Raw genomic sequence first — 22,354 nt, forward strand, 5'->3', positions numbered from 1 at the left:
ACACACACTAATGACAAATCAGCCTACCGAGATAATTAAAAACCTTCCGGTATTCGTCGAAAACCCGCTAAATGTAGAGATACGTTTGGAAGAGGGGGTTTCGGTTGCAAACCCTGTTTCTGTAGTCATAGGAATTGACGGTGTTATACAGGGAATGTTTGTCCCTGCGTCATTTGCTAACTCCAAAATTGATTTTAGCATTTCACCGGCTCAACTTAAAGCTTTACCGCTTGGCACAAAGAAGAAGGTTACTATCTACGTCAAGTTTGCAAGTACGTTCAAATTTACGATACCTGTAACCCTGACTATGGATGGCAGTTCCCCGCAACCCCGGTCTGTCAGTATTTCTGCACCAGGAGAAGGAGTTGTAAGGGCGTCGCTGTATGACGAACAAGGACTTTTGAAAAAGGCGGAGGATGCTGCGGCAAGGGCTGAAACTGCATCTGTAGGCGCTTTTAAGGAGCGTGGTTATTTTAATGCACAATCGGGTATTGCTACTATAAGGGATAATCCGAACGGGATAGATACCACATTTGTTCCGGTGCAAGCTCCTTCCCTGCCATCCGGCCAGTCGCTCAAAGTGGTTCAGGAAGGCGTAAGCAGCCTTAATGGGTTTCCTGTGACAATGAAGGTTGGCGCGACATTGGTAAGCCGTGGCGTGAAGTGGGATTACATCCCGCCAACAGACACAGGCTTTGAAAAGAGCCTGCAGGTTGAAAAGGATGTAAACAATAAGACGATTGTTGTACGCAGGTTTGACAAGAAGCTTAGTTTTGTTACCAGCAACGGGGCTACCTACGACAGTAATTCCAAAGTACTGACTATACCTGTAGGCTCTACAGGTATGAATTCTTACCTGACAGGAGGTACTTCTTTCCCTATCAACACCTATAAGAATATCAGCCCAGGTGATACGGTTTCTGTAACTATGGTTGTGTACGAAAGCGTATTGGACGGCTTTACATCCCGCGGAGCTGCAAGGTTTAACGTAGTACGAAATGATACAGGCTTGGTTGATATCGTTGTTCCGACCATGACCCGTATCAATGACAATCACGTATCCTACGTTTTTCAGTACGTTGTGCAAGCAGGTGATTTGTTTTTGATACCTGTAATGTTCATTACCGGAAATATCGCCGTATCCGGATCAGCTCTTAGGCTGCAAATGGCTGATGTGATCATTGAAAACCTGAGTGCGAAGGGGCGGGTAAACATTATCTCTGAATCTGTTGAAAAGGCAACCGATATAGGTAATCTGGAAGTAGTAGGTAAAACATATATACCTAACCGTTCAGGATCATTTATTCCTGATGGCCCCGGCATCTTTACTGAGTTTCTGGACGCTAAAAGATCTCCTATTTTTTTCAACGTTTCTTTCTGCAGGGCAAACCAGGGAGTTTGGCAACCTTCGGATGTAGCAGAATTTTCCTGGACGGATGATAAGGGGGTAACCCGGCCCATGACAATCATTGACGGGAGCTACTGGGGTTTAATTGTCGGCGATACAGCAAGCGCTCCGGATTATGCAAGAAATGTTTATCTGACAGCTACCGCAAGTAAGACAATCAGGATAAACATTACAGGCTCTTTTTCCGACTGGCAGGCGGATGTAAAGTTTTTCTACTCTGACAATACGGCTGTTTCCCGTACCGGTTTTGTGCCTGTAGGTGTAAACTACCCGGTTCCGCTGGCATCTATCGTAGTGTTGGACACCGATCCCGCTGTCACCTTTGTGGGTGATCCTCAGAATGGTTTCAGGAAGGTTGTAGATGAGGTTCCGATCAACAGGTTTTTCGACAAGAAAATTAAGCAGATCGCGCGTTCTTTGCCTTCGACTGTTCGCAGACTGAATGCTGTATCTGGCGTGAACTTCATGAATCTGAATATCAGAAGGGCTAACAATGCAGCTTGGGAGCTGAGCGATATTAAAAGCATTGGTTTTATAAACGAGATTACAGGTGCGTTTACGCCTGTGACGCTTGTTAAAGCAAGCTATTGGAGCGATACCGCAACCGTATTGACAGCAGGTGGCGAACAGTGGGGTCGCAGTTCTGTTCAATACCCAGTAACGCACAATGCCTATAAGGTGGTAATACAGTTTTCAGACACAGCACGGTTCAATGACTTCATTTACAAAGTGAAGTTTATGAAAGATGCTGTATTGCAGTCGCAAAACGACTGGAACGATCCGTTTGATTTATCCCTGGAAAGTAAGTTTATCAACTATACCAACATTGCGGGACTATTCACAGAATCAGCAGGCGATAAAACGATTTACATTACTGGCAAATTCTATGACCTTAACCCACAGCGCCAGATCCCTTCCGGGTGGAAGATCCAAGGAAGAGGTATGGGGCTTGACGAATGGGCTATTGAATTTAACCGTGATATTGCAAGTAATGTAGATGGCAATTTCTTTGAAGGCAATATTGAGATTAGCGGATTGAAACTTACATCTATCGAAGATAATAGCAGAAACCCGCAGCTCAACACACCAGCCTACTTCATCCACACGGATAAAAACACTGGGCCCTTTACGGTAACGGTACGGGATTGCCATATTAAGTCAGAGGTTAAATTTCCGGATCTTGCCGGTACCAATGCGGCTTCTACGCTGGTTGGTATTGGCACATGGGACGCTCAACTTTGTTTGTATGAGAATACGATCATAGAAGGGCAAAATATCCATTACACAGCAACAGGCAGAAACAAGCTTCCGATCAATAATCACAACATGGTTGCGGCAACCGAAGAGCTAGTGCCGGGTATCGTTGTTTACAAAAACTGTACAATGCTGGGAGGTTTTGCAAATGCTTTGATAGCAGATGTGAATGAACATAGCGGATCTGATGCAACCAGGAATAAATCAGTATGGATGTACCTGGGCTGTAATATTGAAAGTCTGAGATTAAAATCTTTCCGACCATCTCAGAACAATTCTCCTGGCCGGAAAAACGGTTTTAAATTTAATTTTTCCGCAACTCGTGTGGGCTTAATCCTTGGTGCCCATGAAGTGGTTGACACATCACTGGCTAACTACGAAGCTACCTCTCTGCCGATGATTGAGGAGGTTGAATTTATGCGCAACGTCGGAGCAACAGCAATTGCCTGGGGACAGCCTGTAGCTTATGTATACCGTAGCATCAAAGCCCACTATTATCTGGATCAGGAAACGGCTGTAGATGTCCCTGTCGGAATTGAAGCATTGACTGCGGCCAATGCAAAAAACTTTGCAGGGTTTAGCCTGGTGAATAGTGCGGCCGGAAAGTTTGCGCACATCCGCAAGAAAGGAAAAGTAGTTACCAGCACCACAACCGGAGCGTTGGGCGACTACCTGGCATTCAACGGGGCTGGGGTGCTAACGGTAGTTACTACTGGCATTCCAAAACTGAAAGTAACCGGCAAGTATGCCAATAACAATGTAATCGTAGAGATTTTATAACCAATTTTTTATTATGAAAAATAACCTTGAAACAATCGAAATGCCGCAAGGCAAACAAGACGTGTCGTTTACGCTGGATCTTACCGGTGTATTTATTGGAGTCACCTTGAATATCAAAAAGAAAACCTACCTGAATAAAGGTACAGACAAGGAGGTGAAGTTGATCGAAGAAACGATAAGCGAGTCGGTGAATTTGAACCTGGAAAATCAGGCAGGTATTACAGATCTTTCAGTCTTCGACATTGCCAAAGCAATCAACGAAGGGCTTAATAAAGCAAAAGCGAGTCAGGCGCTTTAATACCTGGTTATTTCATACCAATACACTATACACACATGAAAAGTTTCTTTAAGATTGGCCTAATGGCCTTACTGCTACCGCTGTATGCAGCCGGGCAGATTACCATCGAGTTACCGAAGAATGTCGTTACTGAGCAAAGGCTTAAATCCTATGGGGATAGCTTGATTAAAGTGCTGTCAGGAAATACAAAACCGATTGAGCCAGGATTGAAGGATTGCCTGAAAGGTCCTTATTTGGAGCGAACTAAAGACGTTTCAACAACGGGACTGAATTTCATTTTTGACGGAGAAGGAGTGTATGGTATCTCGCTCGATATCAAAAACAGTTCAGGCAGTAAAGTATTTTCTGACATGGTTGCACCTACCGGAAACGACATACGTATAAAGTATCCAGTTCTTACTCCGGGCACCTATACTTTGCAGATCCAGGGCAGCACATGCAAGAGTGAAGTTTCAGAAAAAACTTTTCACATTTCCGGTACAGGGATAAAGCCTCCTGATCAGGGAGAGTACATCAAGCTCGGAGTTTACCGCAGGAAAGTAAACGGTCGTAATTTCTCCTACAATAAAACGCCTGAGCTTGCCCTGGGATTTAATCATGACGGAACACTTTCCGATGTTACCCCAGGCTTGTCAGGTAATAAGTTCGGGGACAAGAATGTATTTTATGCAATAGACCACTTCCCGATGGAAGCGGATGGTGGAGGATTTGCTCCTTTCCAAAACATATATCTGCCTGATGGAATCTATACCATTCAGCAATACGTTTGCGATGCTTCGAAAATTCCAGACTTTGAGACCTTTAAAGCCAATTATGCAGGATGGGGAGACCGCGGGGTAAATGCTGACAATGCCCGCAGAAGCTCTATTTATCTTTCCATTCAGTCAGATGTAAAGCAGGGGAACAACTCCGTTCCGTCTTGGCTGCAGGTTGCACGGGTAATTACCTACCCGGAATTTGCCACGCCAAAAAATTGGCGCTGGTATTACAAGTTCAATGGTATTGGAGATCGCAACCTGTACGATAATGTAGAGGCTTATCACAAAGCCGGCATAGCTACTTATTTCGGTAACCAGGATTCGGGTAGTGCCTTATGGCGAACAAACCGGATGCAACCTTACTATCAGCCCACGGATGGTGAGTTATACAATTGGGGCAAGTATGAGGTATCCCTTTTGGGAGGAACTATCGACGTTTCTACGACCAGCGAATTCGTAGAAAACACGTATGGGCAGGATAAAACAAAGATCGAAGAGCGGCTTTGGAACTACGATAAAGGGTTTTACGACGGAATAGTCGAGCATACCGGCATTAAAGATGTTCGCCAGATGGGAGCCTTCGGAGATTACGGAGGTGACGATTGGTTTGGGGCTTTTGGGTCAGGGCTAACTGCTGGATACGAAAACTTTAAGAAGTCGCTGACAAGTATGCTTTACGGCGGATACTATCCGCCAGACGACAGATGGTATACTGACGAAGTCGTATACTACAAAACAGGTAACGTTCAGTATCGAAACCTAAATAAGAAGGTATATTTCGATAATCAGGTAAGACATGTTCCGTACGAATTTCTATATCTGAATGAACGTGTTAAAATCGGAACAAAGCTTTATCAGGGCCAGGGATGGGAGCGCAATGTTATTCTGTTTACATCTCCAAAAGTTGAGTCTTTTGTTCAGCGGCCAGATGGGTCAAGGAATAATATCGAAGTAGTAGATACAGGAGAGATTATCCCTTACGCTACTGGCGAGATCTTGACCAAAGTAAACCATCAACCACCGGCTCCGATCGGTGAAATGTATAACGCAGTTCTGTGGTCACACCTGGTAGGCGGAGGTACAATGAATTGGGATGCAGGCGGAACGTTTGGCGGCGATTCTACAAAGTTTGATGCGTGGGACGGATTCGAGCATGCTATCAGTTGGAGAAAAACTGGGGAGAAAGATTTCAATCCTTATACACCTGGTCAGAACGGCGCACCGCAAAAAGGGAATACGGGATATATCAACAGGCTTTATGCTGTTCCTTTGGATGCGCATTTAGCAGCAATGGAGGTTGCATGGCAGTATAGAGACAGGACTACGAAATTAAGCCATGTAGCGTACAAAAGTAGTCGTGGTGAGTATGTACCCACGCCGGGCACTTCGGGTTTAACCTTGAACGGATTTGGCGAAATTAACTTAGATCAATATAACTCTTACCACATCTTCAACCAGGGTAAAGGTATTGCTTTAATCGGAGAAGGATCTGCCGGAAAGTGTATCATCTATTACAATGGTTTTTTGTCTGGTCAGCTGTACGAAGACGTAACAATACAAGGAAGGACATTTCGGGCTTACGGTCGCCAAACTATAATTCTCGACCTATGAAAAAGATAATCATCATCGTGGTTGCGCTACTGATCGTAGCAGCAATCCTATTCATCACACTAAGAAAAAAGCCAAATGAAACATTTACACCAGGCATCGATCCCTCGCAGGTTCATCAGGCGAAAAAGGATTCAGTTCACAAAAAATATTTGGGGGCTGATAGTGTGTATGGCTCTCCTATCACAGACGATCAACGCGCAGAGTATAGATCAAATCTTATACGAAAGATCATTACTGGACAGCGCGATTCGGTACGAGCGGCTGAAAGTAACGCACATCCAGCTCAGGACGGCCTATGAATACCAGGGCAAAGAAGTTGAAGCGCTCAGAAACCATGTGCGTGTGCTCGAACTGCAAAGTACAGTGCAGAGACAAACTTTTGAAGCGCAGCTTGCAGATCATAAAAAGGCAGGTAACCGGAAGTGGTGGAGGGGCTTCAGATTTGGACTTGGAGCCGGTTTCGGAGGAGGGGCAATTGTCGGACTAAAATTTTAAAATGTAAATGGAAGAGTTATTAAGAGAGTTCGGGGTAAAGGCTGGATCGTGGATACTGGCGCTATTCACGGCTATCATATTTTTTGTGATCAGGATCTATGAACCTGAACAGCCACCATCCCGGCGAAAAGTCATCTACCTGGTAAGCGCTTCTCTTGGAACGGCGTTACTCGTGCCAGGTCTGATCGTGTATTGGTTCGGAGTAGATAACCCGTTTTTGGCAAGTTTCGCAACTGCCTCTGTGGTTTTGTCTTTTGAATCAGTAACCAAAATCATCCGTGATAAAGTAATTGATAAACTAAAAACTAAGGAATAATGGCAACAGGACTTCAGATATTCGCGCAGGTACTGACCATCATTGTGTGCGGATTTATTTTCATTATCAGCTTAAAATCTCATTTGTCGCTACAGAAAAGCAACATTTCCAGCGCCAAGGAGATTATCAGGCGGTCTACAAAAAACACTTTAGGAGGTAGGTTATACTTCTACCTCCTGATGGCTGCAACCGGCATTGGTATGTTATGGGGCTGGGTAGCTCCAACCTACGTTTTTCTGATGGCAGCGGTCGTTACGGAGCGGCTGATCATTTACAGGATTTGCCGTGGTACAAAAGATAAATTAGGTCGATGGTTAGTTAAAATAAATTGGTAATGGGAATCATACTTTTTATAGTGGCGCTGGCGCTGGCCATACTGTTATCTTATCCGGGCTTAACTCATACCATTGCAGGTGCGTTCCGCTGGAAGGGAAAATACAGATACGTTGACAATGCTTTTTTGAAAGGCGCTGAGGCGATAGATGTATTCGGAAACATGGCCTTTGCTTCATTTTTAAACGATTGGTTCATTCTGAAAAAAGGGTACCACTACGGACAAGGCAGGGAAACGATCAGCAGCGCAACCGGCAAGAATTGGGTTATCGGCAAGCTGTCATTTTGGGGGCTTGGGCTGGCCGGACTTCTGAATGCCATCGACAAGGATCATTGTTGGAAATACATTGAAGGTAACAGAGCCGGTTATGATATAATGGGAAAACCAGAGCCAGTCAAATGGTATTACACGGCCAGCTTTACAGTGGTTTCTATAGCTGGCCTTTACGGACTGACAAAGCTGACAGTCTGGATACTGCTTTTAATTATCACATAATACACACTATGAATTTTGAAACAGCAATTGAACACGTACTATCTGCAGAAGGCGGGTACGTGTTCGATCCTGACGACTCAGGAGGTGAAACGAATTGGGGGATATCCAAACGGTCGTATCCTCATCTGAATATCAAAACACTTACACGTGCTGAGGTAATCAAAATCTATTACAAAGACTTTTGGTTGCAAGTCCGTGCGGATGAGTTACCGCCACTTCTCCGCCTACATGTATTTGATTTTGCTGTAAATGCAGGCGTTCCGTTAGCGATCAAAACGCTACAACATGCGGCAGGTGCGAAGCGTGATGGAGTGTTGGGCCCAAATACATTGAAGGCAACGAAGCGTATTGAAATGAGAGATTTTGCAAACGCTCGAATCCGGCACTATACAGGACTGGCCAAAGCGAGGCCGAAAGATCAGAAATACCTCAACGGCTGGCTGATCAGGAATTCAGATGTAACAATAATCACGCTTCAAGCGGCCTAATCTAATTACAAACCAAATACACACACAATGAAAACCAGATTAATGACTTTGGTGCTGGTCTTACTCAGCATTCCAATCTTTGCACAGATCCAGTCTATCCAGGTTACGGACGGGCAATCACATCTCAATGTGACCATCAACGGCAATGCCAGGTCAATCCCTAAGCGCGATCTGAATTTGCAATACGTCGACCCGAACATCACGCTCAGCATGAACGGTACACGTATTTTCAAGATCGATAACCACAACCTGGTTACCGTACCTACCTCTACAAGTATCGTAGACCTGAATACAAAGCTTATCGCTCTGTTAAAAGAAAGCACAGGAGGTATAACAGAAGAGGTAGATCCAACAGCTGTTAAAATTTCGGGCAATCAAACAGGATTGACAGGCTCAAAAACATGGACTGGATATCATACATTTAACGGTGGTTTTACCAGCGCACACCTCAATGTTAGCAATGGTTTTTCATTTAGTAATGGTGCGCTTGCCTCAACCGTAACGAGGGTGCACAGTGATGGTAATTGGCATTTGCAAGCTGTGGGAGCTATACCTGCCAATAATGGCAATAAATTAACTGTTGATGGGAGTATATTAGCGAATGGCAATCAACGTATAACAGGAACTTTAAGTCAGAGCAATACCGGGAACTACCTCAACTACAATACTACCGATGAACTTACAAATTATGAAAGAGGCTACGCGCGTTGGGTGTCTAACGTATACGAAATAGGTACAGAAAATGCAGGAACAGGGGTAGGTAGGAATTTGAAGTTTTCAGGCGGAGGCTCAACTATAGAAATGGGGCAACCTATGACTGCCTTAGGCCTGATATCTCTAAACAGGGGAACCGGAGCGCCTAATTTCGCATCTGTCGGAATCCGCGGCGACCTTGGTAACAGCTCAGGGTACAATAAAGGTTTGACTATTATTAATAATATGAGACAAACCGGAACGGGTGGTTTTGCGGCTATACACGCATCTGTTTTTGTCACAGATAATACCGCAAGTGGACCTAAGAATTTAATTGACGTAGGGACGAATGCAGGCACTAACGGCGGTGGCGTTCATACCTCTGTACATACTGTTGACGTTGCCGGGAATAATTTCAATGCAGGAACTATATCTAGTACAGGTACATGGGCAGGTAATGGTCAGATATCTATAGGGCAGATAGGTAACGCTGCAAGAATGGTTCTTATAAATGGAAATAATGGCATAGGTGGGTTTGAGATAGGTTACACAGGAGCTACAACACCTGCCGCAAGAGTTATGAGCACAGTTTCAGGCGGATTAAGTCTTGCAGCTACTCACCCTTCCGGGATAGTCAATATCCAAACAGGATCTTCCATTACAAGATTACAAGTAAAAGCAGACGGTATAGTTAATTTATCCAACGTTCCCACCTACGCAGACAACGCAGCCGCAATTTCTGGAGGGCTTCAAGTGGGTGACGTTTACCGAACTGCCACAGGCCAATTAATGATCAGATATTAACCAAAACACACACAACACGCATGAAAACTTTCGCAATCATTCTTTCTTTCGTTCTTATTGCCATCACTTCAATGGCACAGGACTTCACCCGTGTACCTTTGGAGAAATACACAATGCAGGTTCCTGATGTGAAATATCTTGACGTAAAGGGCTTGAATTATCGTTACGACTATGTCAATGCCGGATACGTTCAGATTGCCCCTGATTCGGTTGTAACGGACTCAGTAACGAAGGTTGAAACGGCCTACTACGAAGGTCAAATAATCACAAAAAAGGAATTCCAGACGGTTTATTACAAGCTCGTAAAAGAAGACGGCAGAACAGCATGGGACGGCAACTGGAATGTGCCTATCGGGATATATAACAATATTACGCACTACGTCCGAAAAACGGTCACCGCGTCAACCGTTGCGACTTTGCGCGGATTCTTTGCAGCGTCAGGCATGCCAGAGATCAAGCCAGTTTTGCCGGAGGAGTAAACAAAAACATGGGTACCGTATATTCGATACCCACGTTTTGACTACTAACACACCTCATCTTTCCTACGTCAGAAAGAGAAGATTTACAGGTTAGACTTTATAATAGGACATTGGTCACATAGTAAAACATTCGGTTTAGTTGTAGTGCTGAAAGAGTAATCCGATTGGGTTACTCTTTTTTATTTATTTGGATATATTCCTAACTTTGGGATTATATCCACAATGTATGCGTATGAAAACTCAATATTCCGCAGCTGCACACCTGATTCATTCCAGAATGGAAATGGTTAGGCACCGTATGAAAATCGAAAAAGGAGTGCAAATACCCAACATCGTCTGGCAATACAGATCAATATTTGATCGGGCGTCAGCTTCTGTACTGGCTGAGCACGGAATTACCTGCGAGTATAAGGATCAGTTTCATGCTGCTCAAATGCTCTACAATACATTCTACCCCGAACCGTCAAAGAAAGTAAAGCGATGGTCAGCTGTAGAGTACACACATCCATTTACAGGAATAAAGTTTGACGTACAAGCTATTGATCAAAGTAAACGGCCAGTACCAGCAGATCCAGGACAAAGGTTTACAGATGATGAAGCAAGAGCTATCTATAATTCTTTGGGAGTAGAAACAAAGCACTATACTTTGGTTACACGATACGAAGAGCCGGATTTATAACAAAAAGAGCGACCCAGCTGAGTCGCTCTTTTTGTTATATACACTATTATGGTATATCATAATAGTGTATATAAATTCAACAAATTGCTTGAATTAAGGAAACATTGTCTGTAGCTTTGCACTACCGTTTGCCAATCGTCAAGCAAAACTTGAATTTGATTGTTATTTCGGTCGAAGCTGCCTTTGATGGAGGTGTATCTCCAATGTCAAACAGATACTTGCCAACGTCCCAAACTAAAGCAAGTAGACCTGTAATTGATACCCACTGCTGGGCGGATAAATTCTGAATGAAGCCAATGGCTTCTAAAAAACTGTTCATGTTTATTATGTTTTGTTAATGCAGAATTTTCACGAAGGGAGAAGTGTTACGAGCACAGCTCCCTTTTCTGCTTCACAAAACTACTATTAATCCTAATATATTGTTAACTTTTCTTTGTTAGTAAAATAACAATAATCTGAAAATCAATTAGTTAAATAAAATAATTTGTAAACTTTTTTTATAGATAAAAAAACATAAAAATTTTATTTGATTATAGCCTTATATAACTTAAGGCCTTTATTTCACCAAATAAAAATCCGCAGAAAACTCAGGATATCCCCTGTTACTTCTGCGAATTACTTCAACTCCTACGGTATTCAAAAATTTCTTAATTCCTACTAAAGAGCTGAAATCATTTCAGCCTTTCTCAGCTTTTTTGTTGCTTCGGGAAAGTATTTTTCTTCCCTATATCTTTCAACCCCTGCGCTATCCTGGATGAATCTGTCTTACCACAGGTATGAGGCACGTTCAATCTGCTGCGTATATTATTAACGTGCATATCGCATGCTGCACAGTAGGTTTTTCTTGTAAGTTTTTTCATGGCATTCCAAAGGTTCCAAAGTCTACATGTATTTTACCGTCTCTTTCTGATATGCTGGGAGCGTCTGGCAGGTCTGATACTTCCCTTGCACTCTTCCTGATGAGGCGATCAATTTCAGCTGCAATCAATGCCCCTGCTTTCGATAGCTCTTTAATCCTATTTTCTGGCGTTGAATGAAGTCCATCAGGATGAAAAGGCCAAAGTTCGTCACGGTCAGAAACCCACAAACCATTTGGGTGCTGTACTCTATCTGGCAATGCATATGCAGCAGCGGCCATTGATAGCTCACTATGTACATACAAATCATCTGCCTCAGCAGTCATTCCTTTGATTGCAACCTGACGGCCTCTTTCTTCTGAAATAAATTCAAGTCCTGTTTTCATAGTTTGTTGTTGATATAATTTATGGATCAATGTTGCCGCCTGCTTAACTGTTTCAAATCGTGTAAGCGGCATGGTTGCGTAAAGGATATTTATTACCTCTTTAATCTTCGCTTCGTTCATCTGGGTATTTATAGTTGTCAAACAATCCATTGTAGGGCTCAAAGCTTGGAGGCCCTGTAAAAGCATCCTTCGTTGCATCGTAATACCTGAAACCGTTCATGAGTGCGTGGTTGATGGTATCATTCTCAATCCGTAGATCAATCTCATCTTTGATTACCTTGCAGCGTTCGTAGTTTTCCTGAGCCAGAGCAGCTTTATACTGTATTGCAAGTTCCCATTCGTTTACATTGCTGACCTGATCAAACTTTTCTTTGCGCTGCCTGTTATCGTATGTTAGCCTGCAACCTCCCAGATAGGTCCGCTCAGCAGATACCCGGCAGAACTTTTCCAATACCTTAGACTTATCTCTCTTCGCTTTATGAAGTAATGGAGCTGACACCACGATCTGAACTTTCTCTTCGCCGGTGTAAATAAGTCCTGCGTAATCCGGGATCTCATCTCGCTTGATAAGTCCTACGGGGCATACATACCAGAAATAATTAGGGCAGGTCCATTCGCTACGTTCCGCAATCAATTCCCATTTTCGGGCCTTCTTCTTTTCGGCCAGAAAGTCAGACCGAGAAATTTTTACTTCGAACTCTGATAAGTAGCCTGATTTATTGAGAGAAAGTACGTCGCACTCCCAGGCTAAAAGATGTGCGACGTTTTCGCAGGCGTGGTTAAACTTCAGAACCTCTGCTTTGCATATTAGCTTTTGAATGTCTACTGTTTTCATACAATACATAGAATATTAGCCAGATTCTGTATTTCCTTAATCCCTGTAGATCTGGGAAGGGATTTGCTTTCACATCCTACGATAAGGCTTGCTGAGAAATCATCACACACCTCAATCTTAAAAGCTGAATTACCTTCAAGTATGTAGTCGTGAAATATTTCATCTTCAAAAGCCCAATCGCGGCGTATGAAGCCAATGTTTATTAATTCTTGTTCTGTCAAGTTTGTTGATTGTTAATTGCTGTATTCAGCGTTTGAAAAATAGTAAATGGAATATCGACAACTACTGCATTCCCGTATCCAAAGATTTTTTTTTGATCCAATTCGGAATAAAACCCATCATCCAACAATACACCGCTAAAGTCTGAGTCGCCGTCATACCGTTTAGGTGGCATTGGTACACGGTTTTGTCTTGGTGCCCGTTCCGTAGGTACTTTCTGTAGGACTCCACCCTTTTTAATAAGCGAGTGCCATCGGTGGCCGCGGGAGTAGGCCAAGCCATAAACCCTCGGGCGGAAGTGTGGATATCCGAATTGGGAAGCATAAAAACATCTCCACTCAGCATCATACCCGAGCTTGGAAAGGTCGCATAGGACGTATTCGAGTCCTCTACTAAGGAGCATTGAGCTGTTTTCAAAGAGTATGATTCCTGGTCCAATTTCCCTAACCACACGGGCGTATTCTTTCCAAAGACCCGACTTCGCTCCTTTGATCCCTTTTGCTTTGCCGCCGCCGGCGTGGGTTTTGGCGATTGAGATATCCTGACATGGGAACCCTCCTGAAATAATGTCAATTGCTCCTGCGTACGGGGTGCCGTTAAATTCTCTAATATCTGCATAGCTATTTGAATTAGGGAAACTTAATTCAAGGTGTTCACGATTCTCATTATCCACCTCCACATGGAAAATATTAGTGTATCCAACTTGTTCGGCAGCTAAATCAAATCCGCCAATCCCAGAAAATAGGCTTCCGTGGTTCATTGGTTCTAATCTGTTAAGGTTAATCAATAATTAGGGCTTGGGGACCAACAGATAACTTGTCCGCTAAATGGAGTGGGCTTCCCTTTGGGTTGAAACCAGTCAACAAAGTCCACGTGCGTCAGGCCATCATTCTTTGCCAACTCTACATATTGCTTACCGGATATGATTTTCCCATTAATCACAGCAATTGCAAAATCTTTACAGATGTGCTCATTAGCAGGGAACACTTTGATTTCTATGTCCCATACTTTGAGAATAGTGATGTCAGGAGCTATAGTTATCATTTTTGATTTGTAAGGATCTCCCGACCATACACGAGGGCTGAATTTATCCCCTTCTTTCCATCTTTTACCGGCACGTATTGTATGATATTTCGGTATTAGTTCTCCGTATCCATCCAGTACTTCGCCCCAAAACTGATTTACGTGCTCAGGCTTGTCTTTATTTAAGTCAGCTATGCTGTAATAATTGGTCGTAAATTTTTGCTGGATGAAGTGAAGACTATTCCAGATCTTCTCAGCGAAATAAGTGGGAAAACCTGCTTTACGATGATATTTAGGGTATCGTCGGCTGAATGTTAAAACCTTGCTCATAGTCTGATTTATGCAAATGGTGCGTTAATATCCTTTGCGCGTTCTGCCAGTACCTCAGATAGTGGCCGCATGTTGGAAGGAACCTCAACCTCTTCCTCTTCCGCCGAATACGGGTATACGTCCAGTATTGGAGTAAGGCTAATGTCTGTTACTTCGTAAGGGATGAGGAAATTGCGCATACTTTCTCTGATACGCTCCAAAGCCTGATCGATGCCTGTAGCGTTGAGGAGCATACGGTTCACAACCTTTTTTTCTTTGCCGGATTTCTCATCTACAGAGAAGTAGATCACTTTGATTTTAAACCATTCTTCGCCATCCTCGTAGAAAAACACATCTGCCAGCCGCATACGGTTGATGCTGGTAACTGAGAAGTCTGTACATCCGGTTACGATCAACTTATAGCCGCGCGCCTCAGCTTCAGTGAAGGATATCGCATCGATCAGGTAGAACTCTTCGATAGTTTTCAAGCTACCGGCTTCATCCTCTTTCTGATACTTGTTTTTTAATAAATACCAACTTGCCATTTTAGTTTATTGATTAGTTTTTAATTGATTGATTTCTTCCGGATCTGTGATTTGCTGCCAACAATTGCGCAGCAACATCATTGTAATTCTGTCTGCTGCGATCGGAAAAGGGTTATTAACTTCTCTGGTTTTGCATTTTATGCACCTTGCAGTTAGCTCCAATCCTTTATAATACACGTGGTAAATGCTGCTGCCGTCAGAGATAGACCTGTAATAGCCGGTCATGACAAATGCTTATTCATCCAGGCCGCTACACATTCCATTATTTGTCGGTACAGTTTGCGACCTTCGTCTGAATTTGCATCGTATTTGCACACAAAACGCCGTTCGTTATTTTCTCTAAAAAATCCCTGTGAGCTTAGCAATTTGATTTCCCTTAGGCAATCATCAGGAACGACCTGAACAGGTGTACCACGAAGAAAAACGGCGGTGTAGTTTTCAGGTACATTTGCAAAGTCATTGTCCAAAATAATGTGGAATGTCTTGTACTTATCTGGCTGACTTTCGCAGGTACGATTTGCCTTTGCGACAAATCCCATTTGATACTGAGTGAACCTTTCCATTTTTAAGATTTTATGTTGATTTTTCCTTTCTTTGCGATAACCAGGTATACCGCGTCTCTGACTTCATCATTAATCCGTGAGGTAATTCCTGAGGCTTTTACAATAAATTCACGTCCGAGCTTTGTCCACTTTCCATCTACCTTTAATGGTTTCTTCTGTAGCGGAGGCTGTTCTATTACCTGGTATCCTGCTTTCTTCAGAAGCGAGAGAATGAATTTCCCTGTAGCCTGATTCTCTCCGACGTTCTTGGAGATCTTATCGGATACTCGCTTATTTGAGATCCACCGGAAGTTCGATTTTTCATTGAGCCATCCACATTCCAGGATAATCACAGTCGTTGCTGGATCGCTATTCTTCTGAATGATTTCTACTATATCGCAATTCTGCACAGCTGCATGAAATACCCAGCTGTCACCTGTCAGGATTGCGAGACCGGACTTTGTCAGGTCAGGATCTATTCCTACGATTGTTTTCAGCATTCAATTTCAATTATTTCTCCTTCATCACTCAGCATCCTATCCCATTCGACCAGGTCTGCTATAAACTTGTTGTAGGCTGCATTCTGGCAGAGCACTACGATTTCAGCAGGTGTAGCCTGAGGGTAGATTTTTTCAAACTCTTCTTTCAGAGCCATCTTATCAGGCAGAGGCATTGAGTGAATTCCAAGAGCTTCCAAATTCTGCCACAGGACAGCGGCTCCAACGGCTCTACTTTCAGTATCCTTACGCCTGGCTCTGGCGTACATGTTTGCCACATCGCAGGCTGACTTTACTTTCTCTTCATCAGACAGGACCATAACCGGCTCTTTCAGCTGGTGGACAAACTGTGCGTGTTTCGACATTACCGGCTTTTTCGTTTGCTCGATGTAGGCCCGTATCCACCTGACAAACTTGGAGCTGCTAAAAAAAATATCCTTGTCGTCCGGGTCGAATTCTCCGTCAAGTCCCATTGTTAGCGCTTTCTCAATCTCTGCAACTGTCAGCTGAGGAAACTTGTTTATGTCGGCTTCGAGCGTCTGAAGAAAAACCTCTTCGTCTGCGTTTGATCTTGGGCGTAGATTGAGTCTGATCCGTGTAATGTTGCTGATTTTCTCCGCCAGCGTAAGGAGGTCAGAATCTTTAATTTTTGGGTTCTCTTCTGATACAGATGCAAGTGCTACAATTTCGCGCTCTGATTTTGTCAGCTGTATCGGGATCAGCGGCACATCCCATGCCACCAATTCGTTATCTTTTCTGGTTGATACAATTTCCATTTTACTGATTTGCTCTGCGTTGACGTATTCTGTCTGCGGCCGATGCGGCCGTTTCTACTCCCTGCTGAATCTTACCTTTACCTCCGTTTGAAACTGCCTCTTTGTTTCGCTTATCCATCCAGAATGCCGACCAGTTCATAAAGTGCCTGACTGCATCCTGTAAATCCTTCCATTTGTGTCCTTCCACCTTCTTTTCTGCGAAGAAGTCCCGCAGAGCAAGCATAACCTCAGGCTCTGTAAATTTTCTGGTTATGCACATTGTCTCTACCAGGAGCCGGTTATTTTTCAATTCAGATTCGTACTCATCAGCGCTAAAGGGGGGCGGCCGCAACTCGGGGGGATCAGGTTTTAACTCTTCTGAAAGACGCAGTCTTTCTTTTTCCTGAAATTCCAAAACAAGATCTTCGATGGACGGCGACTCTTTTGAATCCTCTTCTTTAATTTCCTTTACTTTATTTTCCTTTTCTTTTCTTTGAGGGTTTTTGCATACATTAACTACACCTGAACTAGGGTTTCTGTATACATTAACTCCGTTATTGATAACATAAACTAAATCATCTGTAGAGGTGCGTCGTTTTATGGCTGCAAAGTACCGGGCTTGTATTTCTGTGCTTGTTAGAACACCATCCGAGTCGAAGAGGGATTTTTCAAAGAATCCCCATATAACCAAGCGGTTTACAATTTGATCAAGCAGATCCATACTCACTCCGGGCAGTCTCTTCAGGAGTTTCATTTTTAGCAGGTTGTTCCACACAGCGAAGTATCCATTATTGTATACCGCACATAGCAGCTTCACGGCAGCTAATTCTCCTTTAATACCGAATTCACCATTAATCGCCTCTATCCTCTCATCTTCAAAAAAGTCTACGTCAAAAGGAAAATAGTCGAGTCCTACTTTGCTTGGACGTGCCATTTCAGTTCCGTTTTATCCTAAATCCTTTTTTGATTGCTTCTGTGATACTCATTTGAGTATGTATCTGATCGTGGCACCATCTACAGATTGACATCCAGGTTGAAGTATCATTTAGATATTTTCCTCTTCCCGCCTTATGATGTATCTCCGTACCAACTTTAGTGCATCCTTTCAGCTGAGCCTCACAGTTACTTTTTTCTTTTAGGTATTCTAATCGCAGCCCACTGTAGATTTTCAATTGAGCCGAGGTCTTTTTACTTACCGGTCTGATCTTTACCGGCTTCTTAACGATGTATTGATGATATGCACAATAGAGCTTAGAGAAAACTGGGTTGTTGCATCCTGGATGCTTACAAACCTTTGCCATCTTTTTTGATCCAGTTGCCGTTTCGATCCATCATTGCCGGATTTCTTAACTCTCTTATAGTCCAGATTCCGGCAATAGTCAGGCAAGCAGCACAAACAATGCTAATCGCTGAGAGAAATGTTTCCATGAGATAATTATGAGTTATTTAAAGTAAAATTCAACTAGGCCATGAGCGCGGAGTCTCACTGTGTATTTATCCTGATCCGACCTAAGAGCGCGACCTATAGCGGTAATTGCGTTCTTTTCTCCTATATATTTTTTGAGAGAATAAGCACCTACTGCAAACCTTCTTTTCTCTGCGAAAGGAGCTGTTTTCTTAGGCTGGTAGACAACAGTAAAAATCTTGTTGAGTCCGCGCTGCATGGGTATTATTAATTATGATGAAGTGAAATTTGACACGCTAAAACGGCAGGTCGTCGTCTTCTCCCGCAGGAGCGAAAAGTTCTGCTGGTGCAGGTGTTGGCATTAGGTTACGTGCTGGCTGCTGTGGCGCAGGTGTTGGTTTTTGATGCTGCTCGGGTTGAGTCTGTTGATATTGAGCAGCTCTACGGGATTTCTCCTCAGCAAGATGAAAGTAATATCTATCCAGCTTCTTATCCAGCTCGTTTACTTTGTTGTTTTGCGTTACATTCAAAGATCCTGCAAAGCCGAATGTTGGGTAGTTGTACTTTTCTCCGTCATATTCGCTTTCCTCAAATCCGGTAACAGTAATAAGTTCGTCAGGTATGCGCTCAATGTTCCTTTTTGAGCCTACAGTCTCAATCCATGAGGACCAGCCTTTTCCTTTTACTCGTATACAGACAATTTCATTGCCACAAACAGCATGGATTATCTTGCATAAATTTGCTCCATTTTCTTGGGCGAGTGGCTTAATGTTCCTCCATAGACCCTGAGCGATTATACCATCCTTTGTCCGTACATACAGCTCTTCAAAACCTATTTTTTCATCGAGTAGCTCATTGCTGTAGATGCGGTCTTTGTTATCCGTGAAGCCCATAACCATTACGCTCTGGCGGATTACCAGAAACTTAAAGGGAAGATCAACCGGAACACGCGCAGGAATTTCTAGACTCGAATCCCAATAGGTGTATGACTGCTCGTTTTGATCCCAATCCAGATACTTAGCTGTCGGGTTGGATACTTTTGTTTGTTCGTACCTTGCCATGATTAATTGTTGATTTATGATAACTGTTGATTGTATACGTTTACTAAAATCCCAGCTCTTTTTTTCTTCTTTCGATCAGTAGTCTTAATTCACGTGGGCTGAGGTAAGTGAAATTCTGCTTTTCAAGCCAGAGTATCTCTGCAGCGGAATAGCAGTTGATTGGACACTTTTCATTTTTTCTTTTTGTGATCAATCCCTCCTTCGCAAAGGAGGTAATAGTATTAGCTGATAAGCCAAGTATCCTTTGAACTTCCTTTGAGTTGATGTACAGTTCAGGGAAAGGCTCAGGCGCTGGCGGAGGTGTTTCCATTCGGAATAAAGCCTGTTTTACTTCGTGCATTTCTTCAGCCGTCTTACGCTGGAAATATGCTATATCTTCGAGAGCTGACATTTTATTTACTTGTTCAGATTGTTGATTTCTTTTAATCTCTGCACTATCGCAGGAGAAAGAATTGCTAATGAGAGAGCAACCACGATTACCAGAGGCCAGTTGATCCAATCAATAATAGGATCAATGTAGGTTCCAACAATCCCTATCAGAAGGAACAGCAGAAGGGTTTTCATGATGCGTGCTGGTTTTCTCGCTCATTTCGAATCTTAGCAATTATGCGGTAGGCGCTCTGATAGTTTTGGATCTGGTACTTGTCTTTCAGGGCATCAACTGCCTTACGAGATTTTACACCAGAGTCAATAAGCGCTGAAAACTCGTCAAAAAGATCGTTGTGTCTTTTTTGTGCCCATTCTTGTCTGGTAAGTGTCGATGTTTCCATATTAAGTGTTGTAATTAATTGATTTTCTTTACGAGGTCGAACCTGGTTTTCATGTTAATCAGAAACCTTCCGCTATGCAGGTAAGTCTCTCCTTGATCATCTTCCCAGTCGTACACATGGAAGTCCGGAAGTTTTTTAACTATTGTCCGTACCGCTGGCTTATTGAGCATCTCCCATGCTTCAGGCTTTCTCGCTTCGTAAACTCCTCCGATTTCAAGCTTTATTTCTGGTTGCGAAAAAATGCGTCTCATGTGGCAGATTCAAGGTTTTAGAAATTGCCGGTCTTTCCCGGCTGTCAATGACGTATACAATTTTATGAAGGACTCACCCACGCCATTGTCGCACTGTCCTTGTGACCAGATCAGGACTCGAACCTGAACCCGACGCATTAAGCCTCGTGTGTTTTCCACTTCACTATCTGGCCATTTGGGCAGACTTTAAAGGGTCTGCCAGCCTTACCTACACTTCGGACTGACTGCGCATTTCGGCTCGCGCTAATAACTGGTGCCCTCTCAGCCGGATCTTTACCTGATTATTCCTCCGGAATCCACGTGTTGCAGGGGATTATGTCTTGACTTGTGAGAGAGCTTTCAAGATCAGCGACAAACAAGGTCTGCCGCTGATACACCTTACCCTCCACAAAATAATCTGCTATCTGAGTTAATAGAGATACTTTTTTAGATCGGTAGCCAGTAAAACCAGCTACCGATACACGTAAACCCTCCTCTATCAGTTTGCAATCACGTTTAACCGTTTAATCATCCGTACAACCGTTTAATCAGTTGCGTAGGCGGTTACAAAGTGTTTTGTATATCTTTGCTGTGATCGCATTACAAATATATATCAAATGATATAATTAATCAAAGTCATTTGATATATAATCTAAGAATTATTTTAAAATATTTTTAAATGTCTGATTTACAGGAGGTTTCGAAAGATAAAATTTTAAGATTAAAGGAATTACGGAAGCACTCGAAGTTAAATCAAAGTAGATTTGCAGAAAAAATTGGAATAAACCAATCTAATTACAGCGCGATAGAAGTTGGTAGTCGCACATTAGGTAAGAACATTGAATACCGAATACTTAATGAATTCAATGTGAATGAAGTTTGGTGGGAAACCGGAGAGGGTAATATGCTTAATCCATCACCGGACAATCGATCAAATGCGCAGTTTTTAGCAGAAGAAGACGCCGTTTTAGAGTTAGTCAGGAAAATTGACTCTACAGAATTCCGGAGTATCGGCGATAGATTTATAATAGAATGTCCTTTAATCAGTCAGTATGCTTACGCAGGCTATGTATCCGGCTGGGCTGATGAGGTTTATGTTGAGGATTTACCAAGGCATCATGTAATAGTAAAAGAACTCAGCCCTGGTATTTATCGAGCCTTTGAAGTAAAGGGAGATTCGATGGATAATGGACTTAAAGGTTGTATTGGAGATGGCGACATTGTTACGGCCCGTAAATTAAACCGCGACTATTGGGTTAATCGGCTGCATCTGCACAAGTACAAGAACTATGTGCTAGTAACCAAGGATGGAATATTGATAAAGGAAATCATAGAGCATAAAGTTGAAGATGGAATATTGGTTTGTCACTCGCTCAATCCAGACAAAGAGTCTTATCCTGACTTTGAGGTTCACCTGGACGATGTGAACGAGATATTTTACATTAAAGCAATTACCGAGCGTTATCAATGAAAAGATATTTTACAATTATCACTCTTGCTCTATTACTATTCAACTGCTCGTCATCGAGGTATTTGCAGTACCCTAAGGGTATTCCGCTTGAAACAAATAAAATTTACGTTCACGCTAATGTCAGTGCTGATAGTTTATATACTTACATTGCTAAAACCATAGGTGTAAATTGGTTGATTAGCGGATCTCGGGAAGCAATGCAAATTCAAGCGGATAGTAAGCAATTTGGCCCAGGGTTGTATGTTAAGCCTGTAATTAAAATAAAATCGATTAGCCGAGATAGTAGTTCTGCTCTTTTTATGGGTACCTGGTCTAGTAGACCAATCCAACAAGATTATATAGATTACGGTATTATCTCAGTGCAAAACAGACTTAAGCGCGTTACTTGGAGAGGATCAAATGCAATAGATAGTGACGCATTCGTTGTGCTTAATAATATGGCTTCGGGAATTCCCAATTCTGTAGTGATTTACACCAAATAACCATGAAAAGACTATTTATTCTCCTCCTGGCTGCTGCCTGTATTTCTTCATGCTCCGGTGACCTTGATAGTTGCG

Annotated in this window: 30 protein-coding genes and 1 tRNA gene; 13 read left to right on the plus strand and 18 right to left on the minus strand. The window is 42.9% G+C overall.

The window, feature by feature from the left end:
* Positions 1–10 precede the first annotated feature (10 nt).
* The 11 genes from AC1XUE_RS05685 (at position 11) to AC1XUE_RS05735 (ending at position 10,892) form a co-directional block, all read left to right on the plus strand.
* Positions 11–3,442, plus strand: a complete 3,432-nt coding sequence (locus tag AC1XUE_RS05685; protein WP_483354968.1) for a hypothetical protein — start codon at positions 11–13, stop codon at positions 3,440–3,442.
* 13 nt (positions 3,443–3,455) lie between these two features.
* Complete coding sequence (locus AC1XUE_RS05690; protein WP_483354969.1) at positions 3,456–3,740, plus strand: hypothetical protein; 285 nt, start codon at positions 3,456–3,458, stop codon at positions 3,738–3,740.
* A 35-nt stretch (positions 3,741–3,775) separates the two neighbouring features.
* Positions 3,776–6,109, plus strand: a complete 2,334-nt coding sequence (locus AC1XUE_RS05695; RefSeq protein WP_483354970.1) for a hypothetical protein — start codon at positions 3,776–3,778, stop codon at positions 6,107–6,109.
* 168 nt (positions 6,110–6,277) lie between these two features.
* A complete protein-coding gene (locus tag AC1XUE_RS05700) occupies positions 6,278–6,604 on the plus strand; it encodes a hypothetical protein (RefSeq protein ID WP_483354971.1) in 327 nt (108 codons plus the stop codon).
* A gap of 7 nt (positions 6,605–6,611) precedes the next feature.
* The gene (locus tag AC1XUE_RS05705; RefSeq protein ID WP_483354972.1) at positions 6,612–6,920 is read left to right on the plus strand and encodes a hypothetical protein; all 309 of its coding nucleotides are present in this window, start codon (positions 6,612–6,614) and stop codon (positions 6,918–6,920) included.
* On the plus strand, positions 6,920–7,255 hold the full coding sequence (locus AC1XUE_RS05710; RefSeq protein WP_483354973.1) for a hypothetical protein: 336 nt from the start codon (positions 6,920–6,922) through the stop codon (positions 7,253–7,255). Before AC1XUE_RS05705 ends, AC1XUE_RS05710 begins: the two co-directional genes overlap by 1 nt.
* Positions 7,255–7,749 (plus strand): hypothetical protein, encoded by a 495-nt coding sequence (locus AC1XUE_RS05715; RefSeq protein WP_483354974.1) that lies wholly within the window; start codon positions 7,255–7,257, stop codon positions 7,747–7,749. Before AC1XUE_RS05710 ends, AC1XUE_RS05715 begins: the two co-directional genes overlap by 1 nt.
* An 8-nt stretch (positions 7,750–7,757) precedes the next feature.
* Positions 7,758–8,237 (plus strand): glycoside hydrolase family 108 protein, encoded by a 480-nt coding sequence (locus AC1XUE_RS05720; protein WP_483354975.1) that lies wholly within the window; start codon positions 7,758–7,760, stop codon positions 8,235–8,237.
* 27 nt (positions 8,238–8,264) lie between these two features.
* On the plus strand, positions 8,265–9,734 hold the full coding sequence (locus AC1XUE_RS05725) for a hypothetical protein (protein WP_483354976.1): 1,470 nt from the start codon (positions 8,265–8,267) through the stop codon (positions 9,732–9,734).
* 20 nt (positions 9,735–9,754) lie between these two features.
* A complete protein-coding gene (locus tag AC1XUE_RS05730; protein ID WP_483354977.1) occupies positions 9,755–10,213 on the plus strand; it encodes a hypothetical protein in 459 nt (152 codons plus the stop codon).
* Between the two features lie 232 nt (positions 10,214–10,445).
* Entirely contained in the window at positions 10,446–10,892 is a 447-nt protein-coding gene (locus tag AC1XUE_RS05735; protein ID WP_483354978.1) for a hypothetical protein, read from the plus strand.
* 856 nt (positions 10,893–11,748) lie between these two features.
* Here AC1XUE_RS05735 and AC1XUE_RS05740 read toward each other — a convergent pair.
* The 18 genes from AC1XUE_RS05740 to AC1XUE_RS05825 all read right to left on the minus strand — a co-directional run bounded on the left by AC1XUE_RS05740 (position 11,749) and on the right by AC1XUE_RS05825 (position 20,520).
* A complete protein-coding gene (locus tag AC1XUE_RS05740; RefSeq protein WP_483354979.1) occupies positions 11,749–12,276 on the minus strand; it encodes a hypothetical protein in 528 nt (175 codons plus the stop codon).
* Positions 12,236–12,970, minus strand: a complete 735-nt coding sequence (locus AC1XUE_RS05745; RefSeq protein WP_483354980.1) for a hypothetical protein — start codon at positions 12,968–12,970, stop codon at positions 12,236–12,238. The genes AC1XUE_RS05740 and AC1XUE_RS05745 overlap by 41 nt, the downstream gene beginning before the upstream one ends.
* Positions 12,967–13,191, minus strand: a complete 225-nt coding sequence (locus AC1XUE_RS05750) for a hypothetical protein (protein ID WP_483354981.1) — start codon at positions 13,189–13,191, stop codon at positions 12,967–12,969. Before AC1XUE_RS05750 ends, AC1XUE_RS05745 begins: the two co-directional genes overlap by 4 nt.
* Positions 13,188–13,949, minus strand: a complete 762-nt coding sequence (locus tag AC1XUE_RS05755) for a DNA cytosine methyltransferase (RefSeq protein WP_483354982.1) — start codon at positions 13,947–13,949, stop codon at positions 13,188–13,190. Before AC1XUE_RS05755 ends, AC1XUE_RS05750 begins: the two co-directional genes overlap by 4 nt.
* Positions 13,950–13,972: 23 nt before the next feature.
* The gene (locus AC1XUE_RS05760; protein ID WP_483354983.1) at positions 13,973–14,542 is read right to left on the minus strand and encodes a hypothetical protein; all 570 of its coding nucleotides are present in this window, start codon (positions 14,540–14,542) and stop codon (positions 13,973–13,975) included.
* Positions 14,543–14,550: 8 nt separating this feature from the next.
* Positions 14,551–15,066 carry a DUF4494 domain-containing protein gene (locus AC1XUE_RS05765; RefSeq protein WP_483354984.1) on the minus strand — a complete coding sequence of 172 codons (516 nt, stop codon included), beginning with the start codon at positions 15,064–15,066 and terminating at the stop codon, positions 14,551–14,553.
* Positions 15,067–15,287: 221 nt separating this feature from the next.
* A complete protein-coding gene (locus AC1XUE_RS05770) occupies positions 15,288–15,629 on the minus strand; it encodes a hypothetical protein (RefSeq protein ID WP_483354985.1) in 342 nt (113 codons plus the stop codon).
* Between the two features lie 2 nt (positions 15,630–15,631).
* Positions 15,632–16,108: a hypothetical protein gene (locus tag AC1XUE_RS05775; RefSeq protein WP_483354986.1), complete on the minus strand. Its 477-nt coding sequence runs from the start codon at positions 16,106–16,108 to the stop codon at positions 15,632–15,634.
* Complete coding sequence (locus AC1XUE_RS05780) at positions 16,102–16,881, minus strand: hypothetical protein (RefSeq protein ID WP_483354987.1); 780 nt, start codon at positions 16,879–16,881, stop codon at positions 16,102–16,104. Before AC1XUE_RS05780 ends, AC1XUE_RS05775 begins: the two co-directional genes overlap by 7 nt.
* 1 nt (position 16,882) lies before the next feature.
* Positions 16,883–17,794, minus strand: coding sequence for a DUF4373 domain-containing protein (locus tag AC1XUE_RS05785; RefSeq protein ID WP_483354988.1), 912 nt, complete (start codon positions 17,792–17,794; stop codon positions 16,883–16,885).
* Between the two features lie 350 nt (positions 17,795–18,144).
* Positions 18,145–18,288: a hypothetical protein gene (locus AC1XUE_RS05790; RefSeq protein ID WP_483354989.1), complete on the minus strand. Its 144-nt coding sequence runs from the start codon at positions 18,286–18,288 to the stop codon at positions 18,145–18,147.
* Positions 18,289–18,302: 14 nt separating this feature from the next.
* Complete coding sequence (locus AC1XUE_RS05795; RefSeq protein ID WP_483354990.1) at positions 18,303–18,524, minus strand: hypothetical protein; 222 nt, start codon at positions 18,522–18,524, stop codon at positions 18,303–18,305.
* A gap of 37 nt (positions 18,525–18,561) precedes the next feature.
* Positions 18,562–19,326: a hypothetical protein gene (locus tag AC1XUE_RS05800; protein WP_483354991.1), complete on the minus strand. Its 765-nt coding sequence runs from the start codon at positions 19,324–19,326 to the stop codon at positions 18,562–18,564.
* A 43-nt stretch (positions 19,327–19,369) separates the two neighbouring features.
* Positions 19,370–19,717 carry a hypothetical protein gene (locus tag AC1XUE_RS05805; protein WP_483354992.1) on the minus strand — a complete coding sequence of 116 codons (348 nt, stop codon included), beginning with the start codon at positions 19,715–19,717 and terminating at the stop codon, positions 19,370–19,372.
* 5 nt (positions 19,718–19,722) lie between these two features.
* Complete coding sequence (locus AC1XUE_RS05810) at positions 19,723–19,890, minus strand: hypothetical protein (protein WP_483354993.1); 168 nt, start codon at positions 19,888–19,890, stop codon at positions 19,723–19,725.
* A complete protein-coding gene (locus AC1XUE_RS05815; protein WP_483354994.1) occupies positions 19,887–20,096 on the minus strand; it encodes a hypothetical protein in 210 nt (69 codons plus the stop codon). Before AC1XUE_RS05815 ends, AC1XUE_RS05810 begins: the two co-directional genes overlap by 4 nt.
* A 14-nt stretch (positions 20,097–20,110) precedes the next feature.
* Positions 20,111–20,347, minus strand: a complete 237-nt coding sequence (locus AC1XUE_RS05820) for a hypothetical protein (protein WP_483354995.1) — start codon at positions 20,345–20,347, stop codon at positions 20,111–20,113.
* 102 nt (positions 20,348–20,449) lie between these two features.
* Positions 20,450–20,520, minus strand: a tRNA-Ile gene (locus AC1XUE_RS05825).
* A gap of 485 nt (positions 20,521–21,005) precedes the next feature.
* Here AC1XUE_RS05825 and AC1XUE_RS05830 point away from each other — a divergent pair.
* Both AC1XUE_RS05830 and AC1XUE_RS05835 read left to right on the plus strand, forming a co-directional pair.
* Complete coding sequence (locus tag AC1XUE_RS05830) at positions 21,006–21,797, plus strand: helix-turn-helix domain-containing protein (RefSeq protein WP_483354996.1); 792 nt, start codon at positions 21,006–21,008, stop codon at positions 21,795–21,797.
* Positions 21,794–22,279: a hypothetical protein gene (locus tag AC1XUE_RS05835; protein ID WP_483354997.1), complete on the plus strand. Its 486-nt coding sequence runs from the start codon at positions 21,794–21,796 to the stop codon at positions 22,277–22,279. Before AC1XUE_RS05830 ends, AC1XUE_RS05835 begins: the two co-directional genes overlap by 4 nt.
* Positions 22,280–22,354: the final 75 nt, after the last annotated feature.

This window comes from Dyadobacter sp. HNCC25DJ187, assembly GCF_056895255.1.